The organism is Burkholderia sp. SRS-W-2-2016 (genome assembly GCF_001931485.1).
Lineage (GTDB): Bacteria > Pseudomonadota > Gammaproteobacteria > Burkholderiales > Burkholderiaceae > Paraburkholderia.
Genome location: NZ_MSDV01000038.1, coordinates 72,203 through 84,904, shown reverse-complemented (window position 1 = coordinate 84,904; position 12,702 = coordinate 72,203). Strand labels below are relative to the sequence as shown.

The following is a 12,702-nucleotide window of genomic DNA, read 5'->3' as shown; positions in this document are numbered from 1 at the left end:
ACGGTGGGCTGGGCCGGGTGCCGCTGTAACAGGAGGTAAATCGGTTTGGCCGGCTTCCGGCGGGCGACTTAGGATGCCTGCGGCGTAGCGGCGTAGCGGCGTAGCGGCGTAGCGGCGTAGCGGCGTAGCGGCGTAGCGGCCTACGCTGCGCCCACCAGACCCGTCAGGTCACCGACGCGCCCGGCGGCAAGCGTGCCGGCGCCGGACTCACGCTAGTGCCGCAGCGGCCGTCCCGTTCCTTCTCGTCTTGCACGAAGCGCCGCCGTTCGTGCACCATGCTCGCCTCGTTGCCGGAGTTTTCTCGGATGCCAGTCTCGCCGCACGGCGCGTCCCGCGCGCCTTTCGCTCGCCGTCGCGCGAGCGCCCGCTTTACCCCCCGAACCCGTCACGCGCTGGCGGCCGCGTGGAGTGCCGCGTTGATCGGCAGCCTCGCCGCGCCGCTGTCCGCGAGCGCGAAAACGGCGCCGCCGAAGCCCGCGCTCGACGCGTCGGCGGTCGCCGCGCCCGACAGCTACAGCGCCGACACCGCGCAGCAGATCTTCGCGCAAGGCGGCAATGCGGTCGATGCCGCGGTCGCGATGGCCTTCACGCTCGCGGTCACGCGCCCCGATGCGGGCAACCTGGGCGGCGGCGGTTTTATGACGCTGTTCGTCGACGGCAAGCCGTACTTCCTCGACTACCGAGAGCGCGCGCCGCAGCAGGCGACCCGCGACATCTATCTCGACGACAAGGGCAACCCGGTGCCGGGTATGAGCACGATCGGCCATCGCGCGGTGGCGGTGCCGGGCACCGTCGACGGCATGTGGGAAGCGCAGCGGCGCTTCGGCAAGCTCAAATGGAAGCAGGTGCTCGCGCCGGCGCTCCATTACGCGACCGATGGCTTCCAGGTCGACGCGCGGCTCGCGCAGCGCCGCGACGCGGCCGCGCAGCGTTTCGCCGGCCATACCAATTTCAACGCGTACTTCGCGAACCTGAAGGCGGGCGCGACGCTGCGCCAGCCGGAACTCGCGCAGACGCTCGCGCGGATCGCCACCGATGGCGGCCGCGAGTTCTACGAAGGCCGCACCGCCGACAAGATCGCCGCGCAGATGTATGGCCACGGCCTGCTCACGAAGCAGGACCTCGTGCAGTACAAGGCGCTGTGGCGCGAGCCGCTCGCCGCCGACTGGCACGGCTACCGCGTGATCACCGCGCCGCCGCCGGGCTCGGGCGGCATTGCGCTGCTGCAGATGCTGAGGATGAAGGCCGATCTGCAGCCCGCGTTCGATGGTCTCGCGCTCAATTCGGCGCCGTACATTCACCTGATCGCGCAGATCGAGGATCGGGTGTTCGCGGACCGGCAGCGCTATATCGGCGATCCGGACGCGGCGCCGGTGCCGGTCGCGAAGCTGCTGGATGACGCGTATCTCGCGCAGCGGGCGGCTGAAGTTAAACCTGTTGAGGCGAAGCCTGCTGAGGCGAAACCGGCTGAGGCGAAAGCGGCTGAAGCGAAACCGGCTGAAGCGAAACCGGCTGAAGCGAAACCGGCTGAAGCGAAACCGGCTGAAGCGAAACCGGCTGAGGCGAAACCGGCTGAGGCGAAACCGGCTGAAGTGCCGGGCGCCGAAGCGATTAAGCCAGCGTCAGACGCGGCCGCTGCGGAGAAAGCGCCGGAAAAGACGCAGGAAAAAGCCTTGGAAAAGCCGCAGGGCAATGCGCAACCGCAACCGCAACCGCAACCGCAACCGCAACCGCAACCGCAACCGCAACCGCAACCGCAACCGCAACAAAAAGCGCAGGACACGGCGCCGAACAACGCCCACGAAGCGACGCAAGGCGACACACCACAGCCGCCTGCCGAAAAGCCGCAGACCACGCATTTCTCGGTGGTCGACAAGTGGGGCAACGCGGTCTCGAACACCTACACGCTGAACGGCGATTTCGGCTCGGGCGTGGTGGTGGACGGCGGCGGCTTCCTGCTGAACGACGCGATGGACGACTTCGTGGTCAAACCGGCGAGCAGCGGCACGGCGGGCGCGGCGGAGTCCGAGATCAACACGATCGCGCCGGGACGCCGGCCGATTTCGTCGATGACCCCGACGCTGGTCCTCAAGGACGGCAAGGTCGCGTTCGTACTCGGCACGCCCGGCGGCTCGCGGATCATGACGACGATTTTCCAGGTGCTGACGAACCTCGTCGAGTTCCGCATGACGCCGACTGACGCGCTCGCGGCGATGCGCTTCCATCACCAGTTGCTGCCGCCGAAGACGATCTACTTCGAGCCGTTCCACCCGGCGCCGGCGGAACTCGCGGCGCAGCTGAAAGCGCTCGGCTATACGATCGAGCAGCAGTCGTTCAACGGGGACGTGCAACTGATCCGCGTCGACGGCACGACGCCCGAGCCGGCGAGCGACCCGCGCGGTGCCGGCGTCGCGCGACTGATACGGTAGAACGGCAGACGCGACGCACTCGCGCAAGCAAACGAAAGACCAATCGAATCCGGGGAATCCATGAGCGCATCACAACCGACCACACTCGTACTGCCGGGCTATCTGAATTCCGGCGCCGGCCATTGGCAAACCCGTTGGGAAGCATTGGATCCGGATTTCGTTCGCGTGCAGATGCCGGACTGGGAGCACCCGTCGCGCGATGCATGGTGCCGCACCCTCGACGCCGCGGTCGCCGCCGCCGATGCGCCGGTGCGGTTCGCCGCGCATAGCCTGGGCTGCCTGACCACCGCGTTCTGGGCCACCCAATACGCGAGCGCGGCGCAGCTCGCGAAGGTGGCCGGCGCGCTGCTGGTTGCGCTCTCCGATCCCGCCGAAGCCCATTTTCCGCGCGATGCAAGCGGCTTCGCGCCGGTGCCGCTCGCGCGTCTGCCGTTCCCGACGATCGTGGTCGCGAGCAGCGACGATCCGTATGGCGGCGTGGCGTTTTCGCAGACCTGCGCGCACGCGTGGGGCAGCCGCTGGATCGACCTCGGCGCGCGCGGCCATATCAATGCCGACAGCGGTCTCGGCGACTGGGAAGAAGGGCGGAGCTGGCTGGCTTCGCTGGGAGCGCAGTGAGCTCGCCGTAGGGCGGGGCGCTGATTTCGTTCGCTTTGCTGTCGCGGCGCCGTCTTCAAGTCGCCCCTCCCATCAAATCACCGACTTCCCCCGCAGCCCCGCAATCTTCTCCGCGTCATACCCGAGCACGTCGTGCAGCACGTGCTCGGTATGCTCGCCGAGCAGCGGCGGGTGACTGAGCGCCCGCGGCGGCGTGCCGGTCATCTTGATCGGGTTGCGCACCAGCTTGACCGTGCCGCCCGACGGATGCGGCAGATCCACCTGCATGCCGCGCGCGACCACCTGCTCGTTCTCGAACACCTCGTTCAGATCGTTGATCGGCCCGCACGGCACGCCGGCCGCTTCGAGCGCGGCGATCCATTGCTGCTTGCCTTGCAGCCGCACCATCTCCGCGAGGATCGGCACGAGGATGTCGCGGTTGCGCACGCGCGCCGGGTTGGTCGCGAAACGCTCGTCGTCGGCGAGCTCGGGCCGGCCGCCCACATCGACGAACTTGCGGAACTGGCCGTCGTTGCCGACCGCGACGATGATCCAGCCGTCGCTGGTCTGGAAGGTCTGGTACGGCACGATGTTCGGATGCGCGTTGCCCCAGCGCACCGGCGGCTGGCCGCTCGCCAGATAGTTCGTGTTCATGTTGGCGAGCATCGCGACCTGCACGTCGAGCAGCGCCATGTCGATGTATTGGCCTTCGCCGGTGCGGTCGCGATGCGTGAGCGCGGTCAGCACCGCGATCGTCGAATACATGCCGGTCATCAGGTCGGCGATCGCGACGCCGGCCTTCTGCGGCCCGCCGCCCGGCTGACCGTCGCGCTCGCCGGTAATGCTCATGAAGCCGCCGATACCCTGCACGATGAAGTCATAGCCCGCGCGCGACGCATACGGCCCGGTCTGCCCGAAGCCGGTCACCGAGCAGTAGATCAGATCCGGCTTCACCTGCTTCAGCGATTCATAGTCGAGCCCGTACTTCTTCAACTGGCCGACCTTGTAGTTCTCGAGCACCACGTCGCTTTGCGCGGCGAGCTCGCGAATGATCTGTTGACCCTCGGGCGAGCCGATGTCCACCGTGACCGAGCGCTTGTTGCGGTTCGCCGCGAGGTAGTAGGCGGCCTCGCGCGTGTCGGTGCCTTCCGGCGTGCGCAGATACGGCGGCCCCCAGTGGCGGGTGTCGTCGCCGACCTCCGGGCGTTCGATCTTGATCACGTCGGCGCCGAAGTCGGCGAGCGTCTGCGCGCACCACGGGCCGGCGAGCACGCGGGTGAGGTCGAGTACGCGGATGTGACTGAGGGCTCCCATATTCCTGACTGTCTCCTGATGGCTGCGGACGGCGCGCGAGCGGCGGCGCCTCGTGTCTCGTGAAATTTCTGTGCGAGTCATCTTAAGCGATTCCCGCGGCCGGGCGCAGTCGGCCGAACGTCATAGCGCCGCGCGTAGCCGCCGGCCGCGCGCCTGCCGCCGCGGCCACGGGCGCGGCTTGGCCGGTTGGCCAGCGCCGCCGCGCGGGCGTGCCGATCCCGTATAATCGGTCGTTTAAAGAAACAGACAGTTGGCGCCTCTCACAGACCGCCATTCTCAGTCAGGAACCCCGTCAGGACCGTCCCCCGCCCGCTATGAAAGCCGCTGAAATCCGCGAGAAATTCCTCAAGTTCTTCGAATCGAAGGGCCACACGATCGTCCGTTCGTCGAGCCTCGTGCCCGGCAACGACCCGACGCTGCTCTTCACCAATTCGGGGATGGTGCAGTTCAAAGATGTGTTCCTCGGCGCGGAATCGCGTCCGTATTCGCGCGCCACGACCGCGCAGCGCAGCGTGCGCGCCGGCGGCAAGCATAACGACCTCGAAAACGTCGGCTACACCGCGCGTCACCACACGTTCTTCGAGATGCTCGGCAACTTCTCGTTCGGCGACTACTTCAAGCGCGACGCGATCCACTACTGCTGGGAATTGCTGACCACGGTCTACAAGCTGCCGGCGGACAAGCTCACGGTCACCGTCTATCAGGAAGACGACGAAGCATTCGACATCTGGGCGAAGGAAATCGGCGTGCCGGTCGAGCGCATCATCCGCATCGGCGACAACAAGGGCGCGCGCTACGCGTCGGACAACTTCTGGCAGATGGCCGACACCGGCCCGTGCGGCCCGTGCTCGGAAGTGTTCTACGACCACGGTCCGGAAATCTGGGGCGGCCCGCCGGGATCGCCGGAAGAAGACGGCGACCGCTTCATCGAGATCTGGAATCTCGTGTTCATGCAGTTCAATCGCGACGCCCAGGGCAACATGACGCCGCTGCCCAAGCAGTGCGTCGATACCGGTATGGGTCTGGAGCGTCTGGCCGCCGTGCTGCAGCACGTGCACAGCAACTACGAGATCGACCTGTTCCAGGCGCTGATCCACGCTGCGGCCCGCGAAACCGGCGTGAGCGACCTCACGAACAACTCGCTGAAGGTGATCGCGGACCACATCCGCGCGTGCTCGTTCCTGATCGTCGACGGCGTGATTCCGGGCAACGAAGGCCGCGGCTACGTGCTGCGCCGTATCGTGCGCCGCGCGATCCGCCACGGCTACAAGCTCGGCAAGAAGGGCGCGTTCTTCCACAAGCTGGTCGCGGACCTCGTCGCGCAAATGGGCGCCGCGTATCCGGAACTGGCGGAAGCCGAACAGCGCGTGACCGACGTGCTGCGTCAGGAAGAAGAGCGCTTCTTCGAGACGATCGAGCACGGCATGTCGATTCTCGACGCCGCGCTGGCCGAGCTCGACGCGAAGGGCGGCAAGACGCTCGACGGCGAACTCGCGTTCAAGCTGCACGACACGTATGGCTTCCCGCTGGACCTGACCGCTGACGTATGCCGTGAGCGCGAAGTAACGGTCGACGAACCCGCGTTCGACGAAGCAATGGCGCGTCAGCGCGAACAGGCGCGCGCGGCGGGCAAGTTCAAGATGGCGCAGGGCCTCGAATACTCGGGCGCGAAGACCACCTTCCACGGCTACGAGGAAATCGTCTTCGACGACGCGAAGGTCGTCGCGCTGTACGTGGACGGCGCATCGGTGCAGCAGGCGAGCGCCGGCCAGCAGGCGGTGGTCGTGCTCGATCACACGCCGTTCTACGCGGAATCGGGCGGCCAGGTCGGCGACCAGGGCGTGCTCGCGAACGCCAGCACGCGCTTCGCCGTTGCCGATACGCTGAAGGTGCAGGCCGACGTGGTCGGCCATCACGGCACGCTCGAACAGGGCACGCTGAAGGTCGGCGACGTCGTGAAGGCGGAAATCGACGCGGTGCGCCGCGCCCGCACGGGCCGCAACCACTCGGCGACGCACCTGATGCATAAGGCGCTGCGCGAAGTGCTCGGCTCGCACGTGCAACAGAAGGGTTCGCTCGTCGACGCGGACAAGACCCGTTTCGACTTCGCGCACAACGCGCCGATGACGGACGAGCAGATCCGCCGCGTCGAGGAAATCGTCAACGCCGAAATCCTCGCGAACGCGCCCGGCATCGTGCGCCTGATGTCCTATGACGACGCGGTGAAGGGCGGGGCGATGGCGCTGTTCGGCGAAAAGTACGGCGACGAAGTGCGCGTGCTCGACCTCGGCTTCTCGCGCGAGCTGTGCGGCGGCACCCACGTGAGCCGCTCGGGCGACATCGGTTTCTTCAAGATCGTGATGGAAGGCGGCGTCGCGGCGGGTATCCGCCGTGTCGAAGCGATCACCGGCGACAACGCGGTGCGCTACGTGCAGGAACTCGAAGCGCGCGTGAACGCGGCGGCCGCGGTGCTGAAGGCGCAGCCGTCGGAGTTGACGCAGCGTATCGGTCAGGTGCAGGACCAGGTGAAGGCGCTCGAGAAGGAACTGGGCGCGCTGAAGTCGAAGCTGGCGTCGAGCCAGGGCGACGAGCTGGCCGGCCAGGCGATCGAAGTCGGCGGCGTGCATGTGCTGGCGGCGACGCTCGAAGGCGCGGACGTGAAGACGCTGCGCGAAACGGTGGACAAGCTGAAGGACAAGCTCAAGAGCGCGGCGATCGTGCTGGCGGCGGTCGATGGCGGCAAGGTCAGCCTGATCGCCGGTGTGACTGCCGACGCGAGCAAGAAGGTCAAGGCCGGCGAGCTGGTCAACTTTGTCGCGCAGCAGGTCGGCGGCAAGGGCGGCGGCCGTCCGGACATGGCGCAGGCTGGCGGTACCGAGCCGGCTAACCTGCCGGCGGCGCTGGCAGGCGTGAAGGCCTGGGTTGAAGGGCAGCTTTGATGTGATGTAGAAGCCGGCTCGAGTCCGACTCGGGCCGGGGCCGAATCCGGTGTGAGCCGGGTTTGACCAGAAGGGGCCACGTGGCGCGCCGGGAGGATCGGCGCACTGCGTGGCCCCTTTGTTTTTGCCGCCATCGCCAACCCCGCTCAGGCCGCGCTCTCCGCAGCCTCCGCCGTCTGCTGCTGCGACTCCACCAGCGTGCGCCGCAGCGCATTGAGCGCCGACGAAAAGTGTCCGCGGCGCCACACCAGCAGCGTATCGATCGGGTCGATATCGGGCAGCGCGTGGACCGCGATATTGCTCGTGTCGGCCTGCAGATCGAGCACCGAGCGCGGCGCGACCGCGACGCCGGCGCCCGCCGCCACGCATGCGACGATCGCGTGATACGAGCCGAGTTCCAGCACCCGCGCGGGCCGCACGCCGTGCTCCAGATACCACTTCTCGATATACGACCGGTACGCGCAGCCGCGCTCGAACGCGACCAGGGTAGATAGCGCGATGTCGCCGACCTGATGAATCGGCCGATGCCCGCGCGGCGTCAGCATCACCAGTTCCTCGCGAAATACCGGCACGCTCTCGAACAGCTCGCCGAGCGCGGCCGGATCGAGCGGCGTCGCGACCAGCGCGGCATCGACCTCGAACTCGCGGACCCGCTCGATCAGCTTGCCGGTGGTGCCGGTCTCCAGTTCCAGCGCGACGGCCGGCCATTGCTGGTGGTATTGCGCGAGCAGAGCCGGCAGACGCGTGGCCGCGACGCTTTCCATCGTGCCGAGCCGCAGACGCCCGCTCGGCCGGTCTTCGCGCACCGCGTGGCGGGCCTCGTCGGCAAGCGCGAGCAGCCGTTCCGCGTAGGGCAGCAGCGTTTCGCCGGCCGGCGTCAGCACGAGCCGGCGGCCGTCACGGATAAACAGCTCGGTGCCGAGCTGCTCCTCGAGCTGCTTGATACGCGTCGTCACGTTCGATTGCACGCGATTGAGCTTCGCGGCGGCGCGCGTCACGCCGTTTTCCCGTACGACGGCGCGAAAAATGGTCAGGGCGGCCAGATCCATCATTCTCTCCTGGCGATGATTGATATCCGAATTATTCATTTTTCGTGATCGAAAGGTCAAGCTAACATGGATCAATCGATTACCGCTTCGGGTCCCGAACATGAACGACCTCGCTTCGCGCGCTTACGGGCGCTTCCATGAACCTCACGCGGCGCGCCGCGCGGCGCTCGCGTGCATGGTGACGCTGGCGGTCGCGCTCGGCATCGGGCGCTTCGCGTTCACGCCGCTGCTGCCGTTGATGCTGCACGGCGGCGCGGCGGGGCAGCCGCTGCTCGACATCCAGCACGGCGGCTGGCTGGCGTCGGCCAATTACGCGGGCTACTTCGTCGGCGCGGTCACCTGCGCGGCGCTGCGCGTGTCGCCCGGCCGGATGGTGCGGCTCGGGCTCGCGGCCACCGTGCTGTTGACGCTCGCGATGGGGCTCGCCGGTCCGTTCTGGTTCTGGGCGCTCGTGCGCTTCGTCGCCGGCGCGGTCAGCGCGTGGACCTTCGTGTTCGCGTCGCAGTGGGGCTTGCGGCGGCTTGCCGAACTCGGCGCGCACGCGTGGAGCGGGGTGATTTATACCGGGCCGGGTGTGGGGATCGTCGGTACCGGATTGCTGGTCAGCGTCGCCGGCGGGTATGGCGCGACGGCCGGGTGGATCGGCTTCGGGTTGATCGGCGCGGTGTTGTCGGTGCTGGTGTGGCCGGTGTTTGCCGACGGGGCGCGCGCGGGCGGCGCTCGACGCGCAGGGGCGGGCGCGGCCCCGGCGGCGCAACCCTCTACTGCGACTCGCGCTACCGTGAAGGCGCCGGGCAGTGATCCTGGCGACGAGGCCGGGAGCCCAATGGGGAACGAGCGTGACGGCCAGCCCGCGGGGCAGTCCGCAAACCAGCAAGGTATTCACCGTGGCAGCGAGTTCGCCCACCGGCCCGGCAACCATGCCAGGCCAGTTCGTACGCTGTCCGCCTCTACCGCTCACCGCGCCGACGCGTTCTGGCTGATCCTGCTCTACGGCATCCCCGGCTTCGGCTACATCATCACCGCGACGTTCCTGCCGGTCATCGCGCGACATGCGTTGCCGGGCTCGGCGTGGCCCGATCTGTTCTGGCCGATGTTCGGCGCGGCGCTGATCGTCGGCGCATTGCTCGGCGCGCGGCTGCCGGCGCACTGGGACAACCGCGTGCTGCTCGCCGGCTGCTACGTGCTGCAGGCGATCGGGATCGCACTCGGCATCGTCTGGCCGACGGCCGGCGGCTTCTCGCTCGGCAGCATCCTGATCGGGCTGCCGTTCACCGCGATCACGCTGTTTGCGATGCGCGAGGCGCGGCGCCTGCGCGGCGACGATGCGGCCGGTTTGATGGGTTACGCGACCGCCGCCTATGGGATCGGGCAGATCGCCGGTCCGCTGGTGGCCGCGCCGATCGCCGCGCACACCGGCTCGTTTTCGCCGGCGTTGTGGCTGGCGGCCGGTGCGCTGATCGCGGGAGCGGTGGGGCTTATCGCGGTGACGCAGGTATCGCGTGGGCGTAAGCGCAGCCGCATGCCGGATTGTGGTTGCAACTAACTGTCCGGTTGATTAGCCGCGGTCCATTGGCGGTGGGAGCCCGCCTGCCCACAGTACGCCTGTGCTGACGGGCCATTCGTGGCGGTAATACGGCAGCACGGGCAAGCCACCGCACCAGCAAGCCACCGCACCAGCAATCCACCGCCCCAGCAATCCACCGCCCACGGTCGCAATCCCGCTCCAATACCCAACCTCCCCAAGACCCATTTGCGCACGCCCGCACTAAAATGATCGCTTTCGGTCATCCCCATGCGCCTGTTGCCGGGCGCAGCGCGCCAGCATGCAATCCTTCGCGTCCGACCACTACGCCGGTCTTCGCCCCGCAGCGCGCGACGCGCTGAGCGGTGCCGGCCACGATCGCCAAGGTCGCCAAGGTCGCCACATCGGCCACGATCGCCACCAGCCGCCCCAAGGCTACGAATAAAATCACTAGCACGCCGCGCCGCGCGCACCTCACCCACCAAAAACACAAGCCAAAGAGACGTCCCCCCGCCATGACCGAGTACCGATTTTGCCCCCGCTGCGCGAACCCTCTGACTGAACGCGCGGACCCCGCGCACGAGGGCGGCCGCGTTCGCCAGAGCTGTCCCGACCTCGAATGCGGCTACGTCCATTGGAACAATCCGCTGCCGGTCGTCGCGGCGATCGTCGAGTGCGAGGGCAAGGTGCTGCTCGCGCGCAACGCCGCGTGGCCGGAGGGGATGTTCGCGCTGATCACCGGCTTCCTCGAAAACGGCGAGACGCCGGAGCAGGGGATCGCGCGCGAGGTGCTCGAAGAGACCTCGCTGCACGCCGAGTCGGTCGAGCTGATCGGCGTCTATGAATTCATCCGCAAGAACGAACTGATCATCGCGTATCACGTGAAGGCGCACGGGACCATCGCGCTGTCGCCGGAGCTGCTCGAATACCGGCTGGTCGAGCCGGCCAAACTGCGCCCCTGGCGCGCGGGCACCGGCCAGGCGCTCGGCGAGTGGATGCGGCGACGCGGTTTGCCGTTCGAGTTCGTCGAACGGCCGGGACAATGAAGTTATCCATCTCCATCTCAATCGGCGGTCAATGAGCTCGCGCTCAGGGAGAAGCAACGGCATGGCTTTCATCTACTACCTGACCCATATTCATCTGGGCTACGAAGCATTGGCGCAACTGTCGTCCGAGTGCGCGCGCATCGGCATCAAGCGGCCGCTCGTGATCAGCGACAAAGGCGTCGTCGCGGCCGGCCTCGTGCGGCGCACGCTCGATGAACTGAAGCTCGGCGATGTGCCGGTCTTCGACGACACGCCGTCGAACCCGACCGAAGCGATGGTGCTCGCGGCCGCCGACGTCTATCGCAACGAGCGCTGCGATGGCCTGATCGCGGTCGGCGGCGGTTCGTCGATCGATCTCGCGAAGGGCGTCGCGATCGCGGCCACGCATCCGGGGCCGCTCACGCAATACGCGACGATCGAAGGCGGCAGCGGCAAGATCACCGATGCGGTCGCGCCGTTGATCGCGATCCCGACCACCGCCGGCACCGGCAGCGAAGTCGCGCGCGGCGCGATCGTGATCCTGAACGACGGCCGCAAGCTCGGCTTCCATTCGTGGCATCTGCTGCCGAAGTCGGCGCTGTGCGATCCGGGGCTGACGCTCGGTCTGCCGCCGGGGCTGACCGCGGCGACCGGGATGGACGCGATCGCGCACTGCATCGAGACCTTCCTCGCGCCCGCGTTCAATCCGCCCGCCGACGGCATCGCGCTCGACGGCCTCGAACGCGCATGGGCCAGCATCGAGCGCGCGTGCGCGGACGGCGCCGATCGCGATGCGCGGCTGAACATGATGAGCGCGTCGCTGCAGGGCGCGATGGCGTTCCAGAAGGGCCTCGGCTGTGTGCATTCGCTGTCGCATCCGCTCGGCGGGCTGAAGGTGAACGGCCGCACCTCGCTGCATCACGGCACGCTGAACGCGGTCGTGCTGCCGGCGGTGCTGCGCTTTAACGAAAGCGCGCCTAGCGTGGTGGCCGAGCGCCGCTTTGCGCGGATGCGTCGCGTGATGGGGCTACCGGAACAGGCGGACCTCGCGCAGGCGGTGTTCGATATGACCGCGCGGCTCGGGCTGCCGACCGGTCTCGCGCAGATGGGCGTCGACGCGAGCATGTTCGACAAGGTCGTGCAGGGCGCGCTGGTCGATCATTGCCATCGGACCAATCCGCGCGAGGCGAGCGCCGACGACTATCGGCGCATGCTCACCGAGTCGCTGTGACGGCTCGCGTCGTTTGATTACGCTGAGGCAGGGGGGGCGTTAAGTCCCCCGAACCTCATCCCGCTCCCGAAGCCGAATCCGCCCGCACCTGGTCGCCCCCGTTCGCATCGATACCTGGCACACCCGATGAATAAACCCGCTCCGGCGCCGCGCGCCGCGTATCCGCACTTCCTGCCGATCACGTCCCGCTGGATGGACAACGACGTCTACGGTCACGTGAACAACGTCGTGTACTACAGCTACTTCGACACCGTCGTCAACGAGTATCTGATCCGCGCCGGCGTGCTCGACTTCGAGCACGGCACGACGATCGGTCTCGTGGTCGAGACGCAGTGCAATTACTTCGCGCCGCTGGTGTTTCCGGAGCGCATCGACGCCGGCTTGCGGGTCGTGCGGCTCGGCACTTCGAGCGTGCGCTACGAGGTGGGCCTGTTCAGAGAGGGCGACGCGGAGCCCGCCGCGCAGGGGCATTTCGTGCATGTGTACGTCGATCGTGCGACGCGCCGGCCGGTGAATCTGCCGGCCGAATTGCGCGCGGCGCTCGCGCCGTTGCAGGTCGCGGGTTCGTCCGAATAACGCAGGAATCCAGACTA

At 67.7% G+C, this 12,702-nt stretch carries 9 protein-coding genes; 7 read left to right on the top strand and 2 right to left on the bottom strand.

What is annotated here, in order from left to right; genetic code table 11:
- The first annotated feature begins 305 nt into the window (after positions 1-305).
- On the top strand, positions 306-2,429 hold the full coding sequence (locus BTH42_RS36055; protein ID WP_256702082.1) for a gamma-glutamyltransferase family protein: 2,124 nt from the start codon (positions 306-308) through the stop codon (positions 2,427-2,429).
- 60 nt (positions 2,430-2,489) lie between these two features.
- Positions 2,490-3,047: an alpha/beta hydrolase gene (locus BTH42_RS17630; RefSeq protein ID WP_075301682.1), complete on the top strand. Its 558-nt coding sequence runs from the start codon at positions 2,490-2,492 to the stop codon at positions 3,045-3,047.
- A 72-nt stretch (positions 3,048-3,119) separates the two neighbouring features.
- Here BTH42_RS17630 and BTH42_RS17625 read toward each other — a convergent pair whose 3' ends face one another.
- Complete coding sequence (locus BTH42_RS17625; RefSeq protein WP_075301680.1) at positions 3,120-4,340, bottom strand: CaiB/BaiF CoA-transferase family protein; 1,221 nt, start codon at positions 4,338-4,340, stop codon at positions 3,120-3,122.
- A gap of 314 nt (positions 4,341-4,654) precedes the next feature.
- On the opposite strand from BTH42_RS17625, the gene alaS reads away from it, so the two are divergent.
- Positions 4,655-7,279 (top strand): alanine--tRNA ligase, encoded by a 2,625-nt coding sequence (alaS, locus tag BTH42_RS17620; RefSeq protein ID WP_075301678.1) that lies wholly within the window; start codon positions 4,655-4,657, stop codon positions 7,277-7,279.
- A gap of 146 nt (positions 7,280-7,425) precedes the next feature.
- Here the strand turns inward: alaS and BTH42_RS17615 are convergent, their stop codons facing one another.
- Positions 7,426-8,328 carry a LysR family transcriptional regulator gene (locus tag BTH42_RS17615; protein WP_075301676.1) on the bottom strand — a complete coding sequence of 301 codons (903 nt, stop codon included), beginning with the start codon at positions 8,326-8,328 and terminating at the stop codon, positions 7,426-7,428.
- A gap of 100 nt (positions 8,329-8,428) precedes the next feature.
- On the opposite strand from BTH42_RS17615, the gene BTH42_RS17610 reads away from it, so the two are divergent.
- The 4 genes from BTH42_RS17610 to BTH42_RS17590 all read left to right on the top strand — a co-directional run bounded on the left by BTH42_RS17610 (position 8,429) and on the right by BTH42_RS17590 (position 12,685).
- Positions 8,429-9,874, top strand: coding sequence for a YbfB/YjiJ family MFS transporter (locus tag BTH42_RS17610; RefSeq protein ID WP_075301674.1), 1,446 nt, complete (start codon positions 8,429-8,431; stop codon positions 9,872-9,874).
- A gap of 494 nt (positions 9,875-10,368) precedes the next feature.
- The gene (locus tag BTH42_RS17600) at positions 10,369-10,899 is read left to right on the top strand and encodes an NUDIX domain-containing protein (RefSeq protein WP_075301670.1); all 531 of its coding nucleotides are present in this window, start codon (positions 10,369-10,371) and stop codon (positions 10,897-10,899) included.
- 61 nt (positions 10,900-10,960) lie between these two features.
- The gene (locus BTH42_RS17595; protein ID WP_075301668.1) at positions 10,961-12,109 is read left to right on the top strand and encodes an iron-containing alcohol dehydrogenase; all 1,149 of its coding nucleotides are present in this window, start codon (positions 10,961-10,963) and stop codon (positions 12,107-12,109) included.
- A 126-nt stretch (positions 12,110-12,235) separates the two neighbouring features.
- Positions 12,236-12,685, top strand: a complete 450-nt coding sequence (locus tag BTH42_RS17590; RefSeq protein WP_075301666.1) for a thioesterase family protein — start codon at positions 12,236-12,238, stop codon at positions 12,683-12,685.
- Positions 12,686-12,702: the final 17 nt, after the last annotated feature.

Excerpts from the sequence above, each read along its gene's own strand:
- BTH42_RS17595 (WP_075301668.1), top strand. The coding sequence starts at position 10,961 with ATGGCTTTCATCTACTACCTGACCCATATTCATCTGGGCTACGAAGCA.
- BTH42_RS17630 (WP_075301682.1), top strand. The coding sequence starts at position 2,490 with ATGAGCGCATCACAACCGACCACACTCGTACTGCCGGGCTATCTGAAT.
- BTH42_RS17615 (WP_075301676.1), bottom strand. The coding sequence starts at position 8,328 with ATGGATCTGGCCGCCCTGACCATTTTTCGCGCCGTCGTACGGGAAAAC.
- BTH42_RS36055 (WP_256702082.1), top strand. The coding sequence starts at position 306 with ATGCCAGTCTCGCCGCACGGCGCGTCCCGCGCGCCTTTCGCTCGCCGT.
- BTH42_RS17590 (WP_075301666.1), top strand. The coding sequence starts at position 12,236 with ATGAATAAACCCGCTCCGGCGCCGCGCGCCGCGTATCCGCACTTCCTG.
- BTH42_RS17625 (WP_075301680.1), bottom strand. The coding sequence starts at position 4,340 with ATGGGAGCCCTCAGTCACATCCGCGTACTCGACCTCACCCGCGTGCTC.
- alaS (WP_075301678.1), top strand. The coding sequence starts at position 4,655 with ATGAAAGCCGCTGAAATCCGCGAGAAATTCCTCAAGTTCTTCGAATCG.
- BTH42_RS17610 (WP_075301674.1), top strand. The coding sequence starts at position 8,429 with ATGAACGACCTCGCTTCGCGCGCTTACGGGCGCTTCCATGAACCTCAC.
- BTH42_RS17600 (WP_075301670.1), top strand. The coding sequence starts at position 10,369 with ATGACCGAGTACCGATTTTGCCCCCGCTGCGCGAACCCTCTGACTGAA.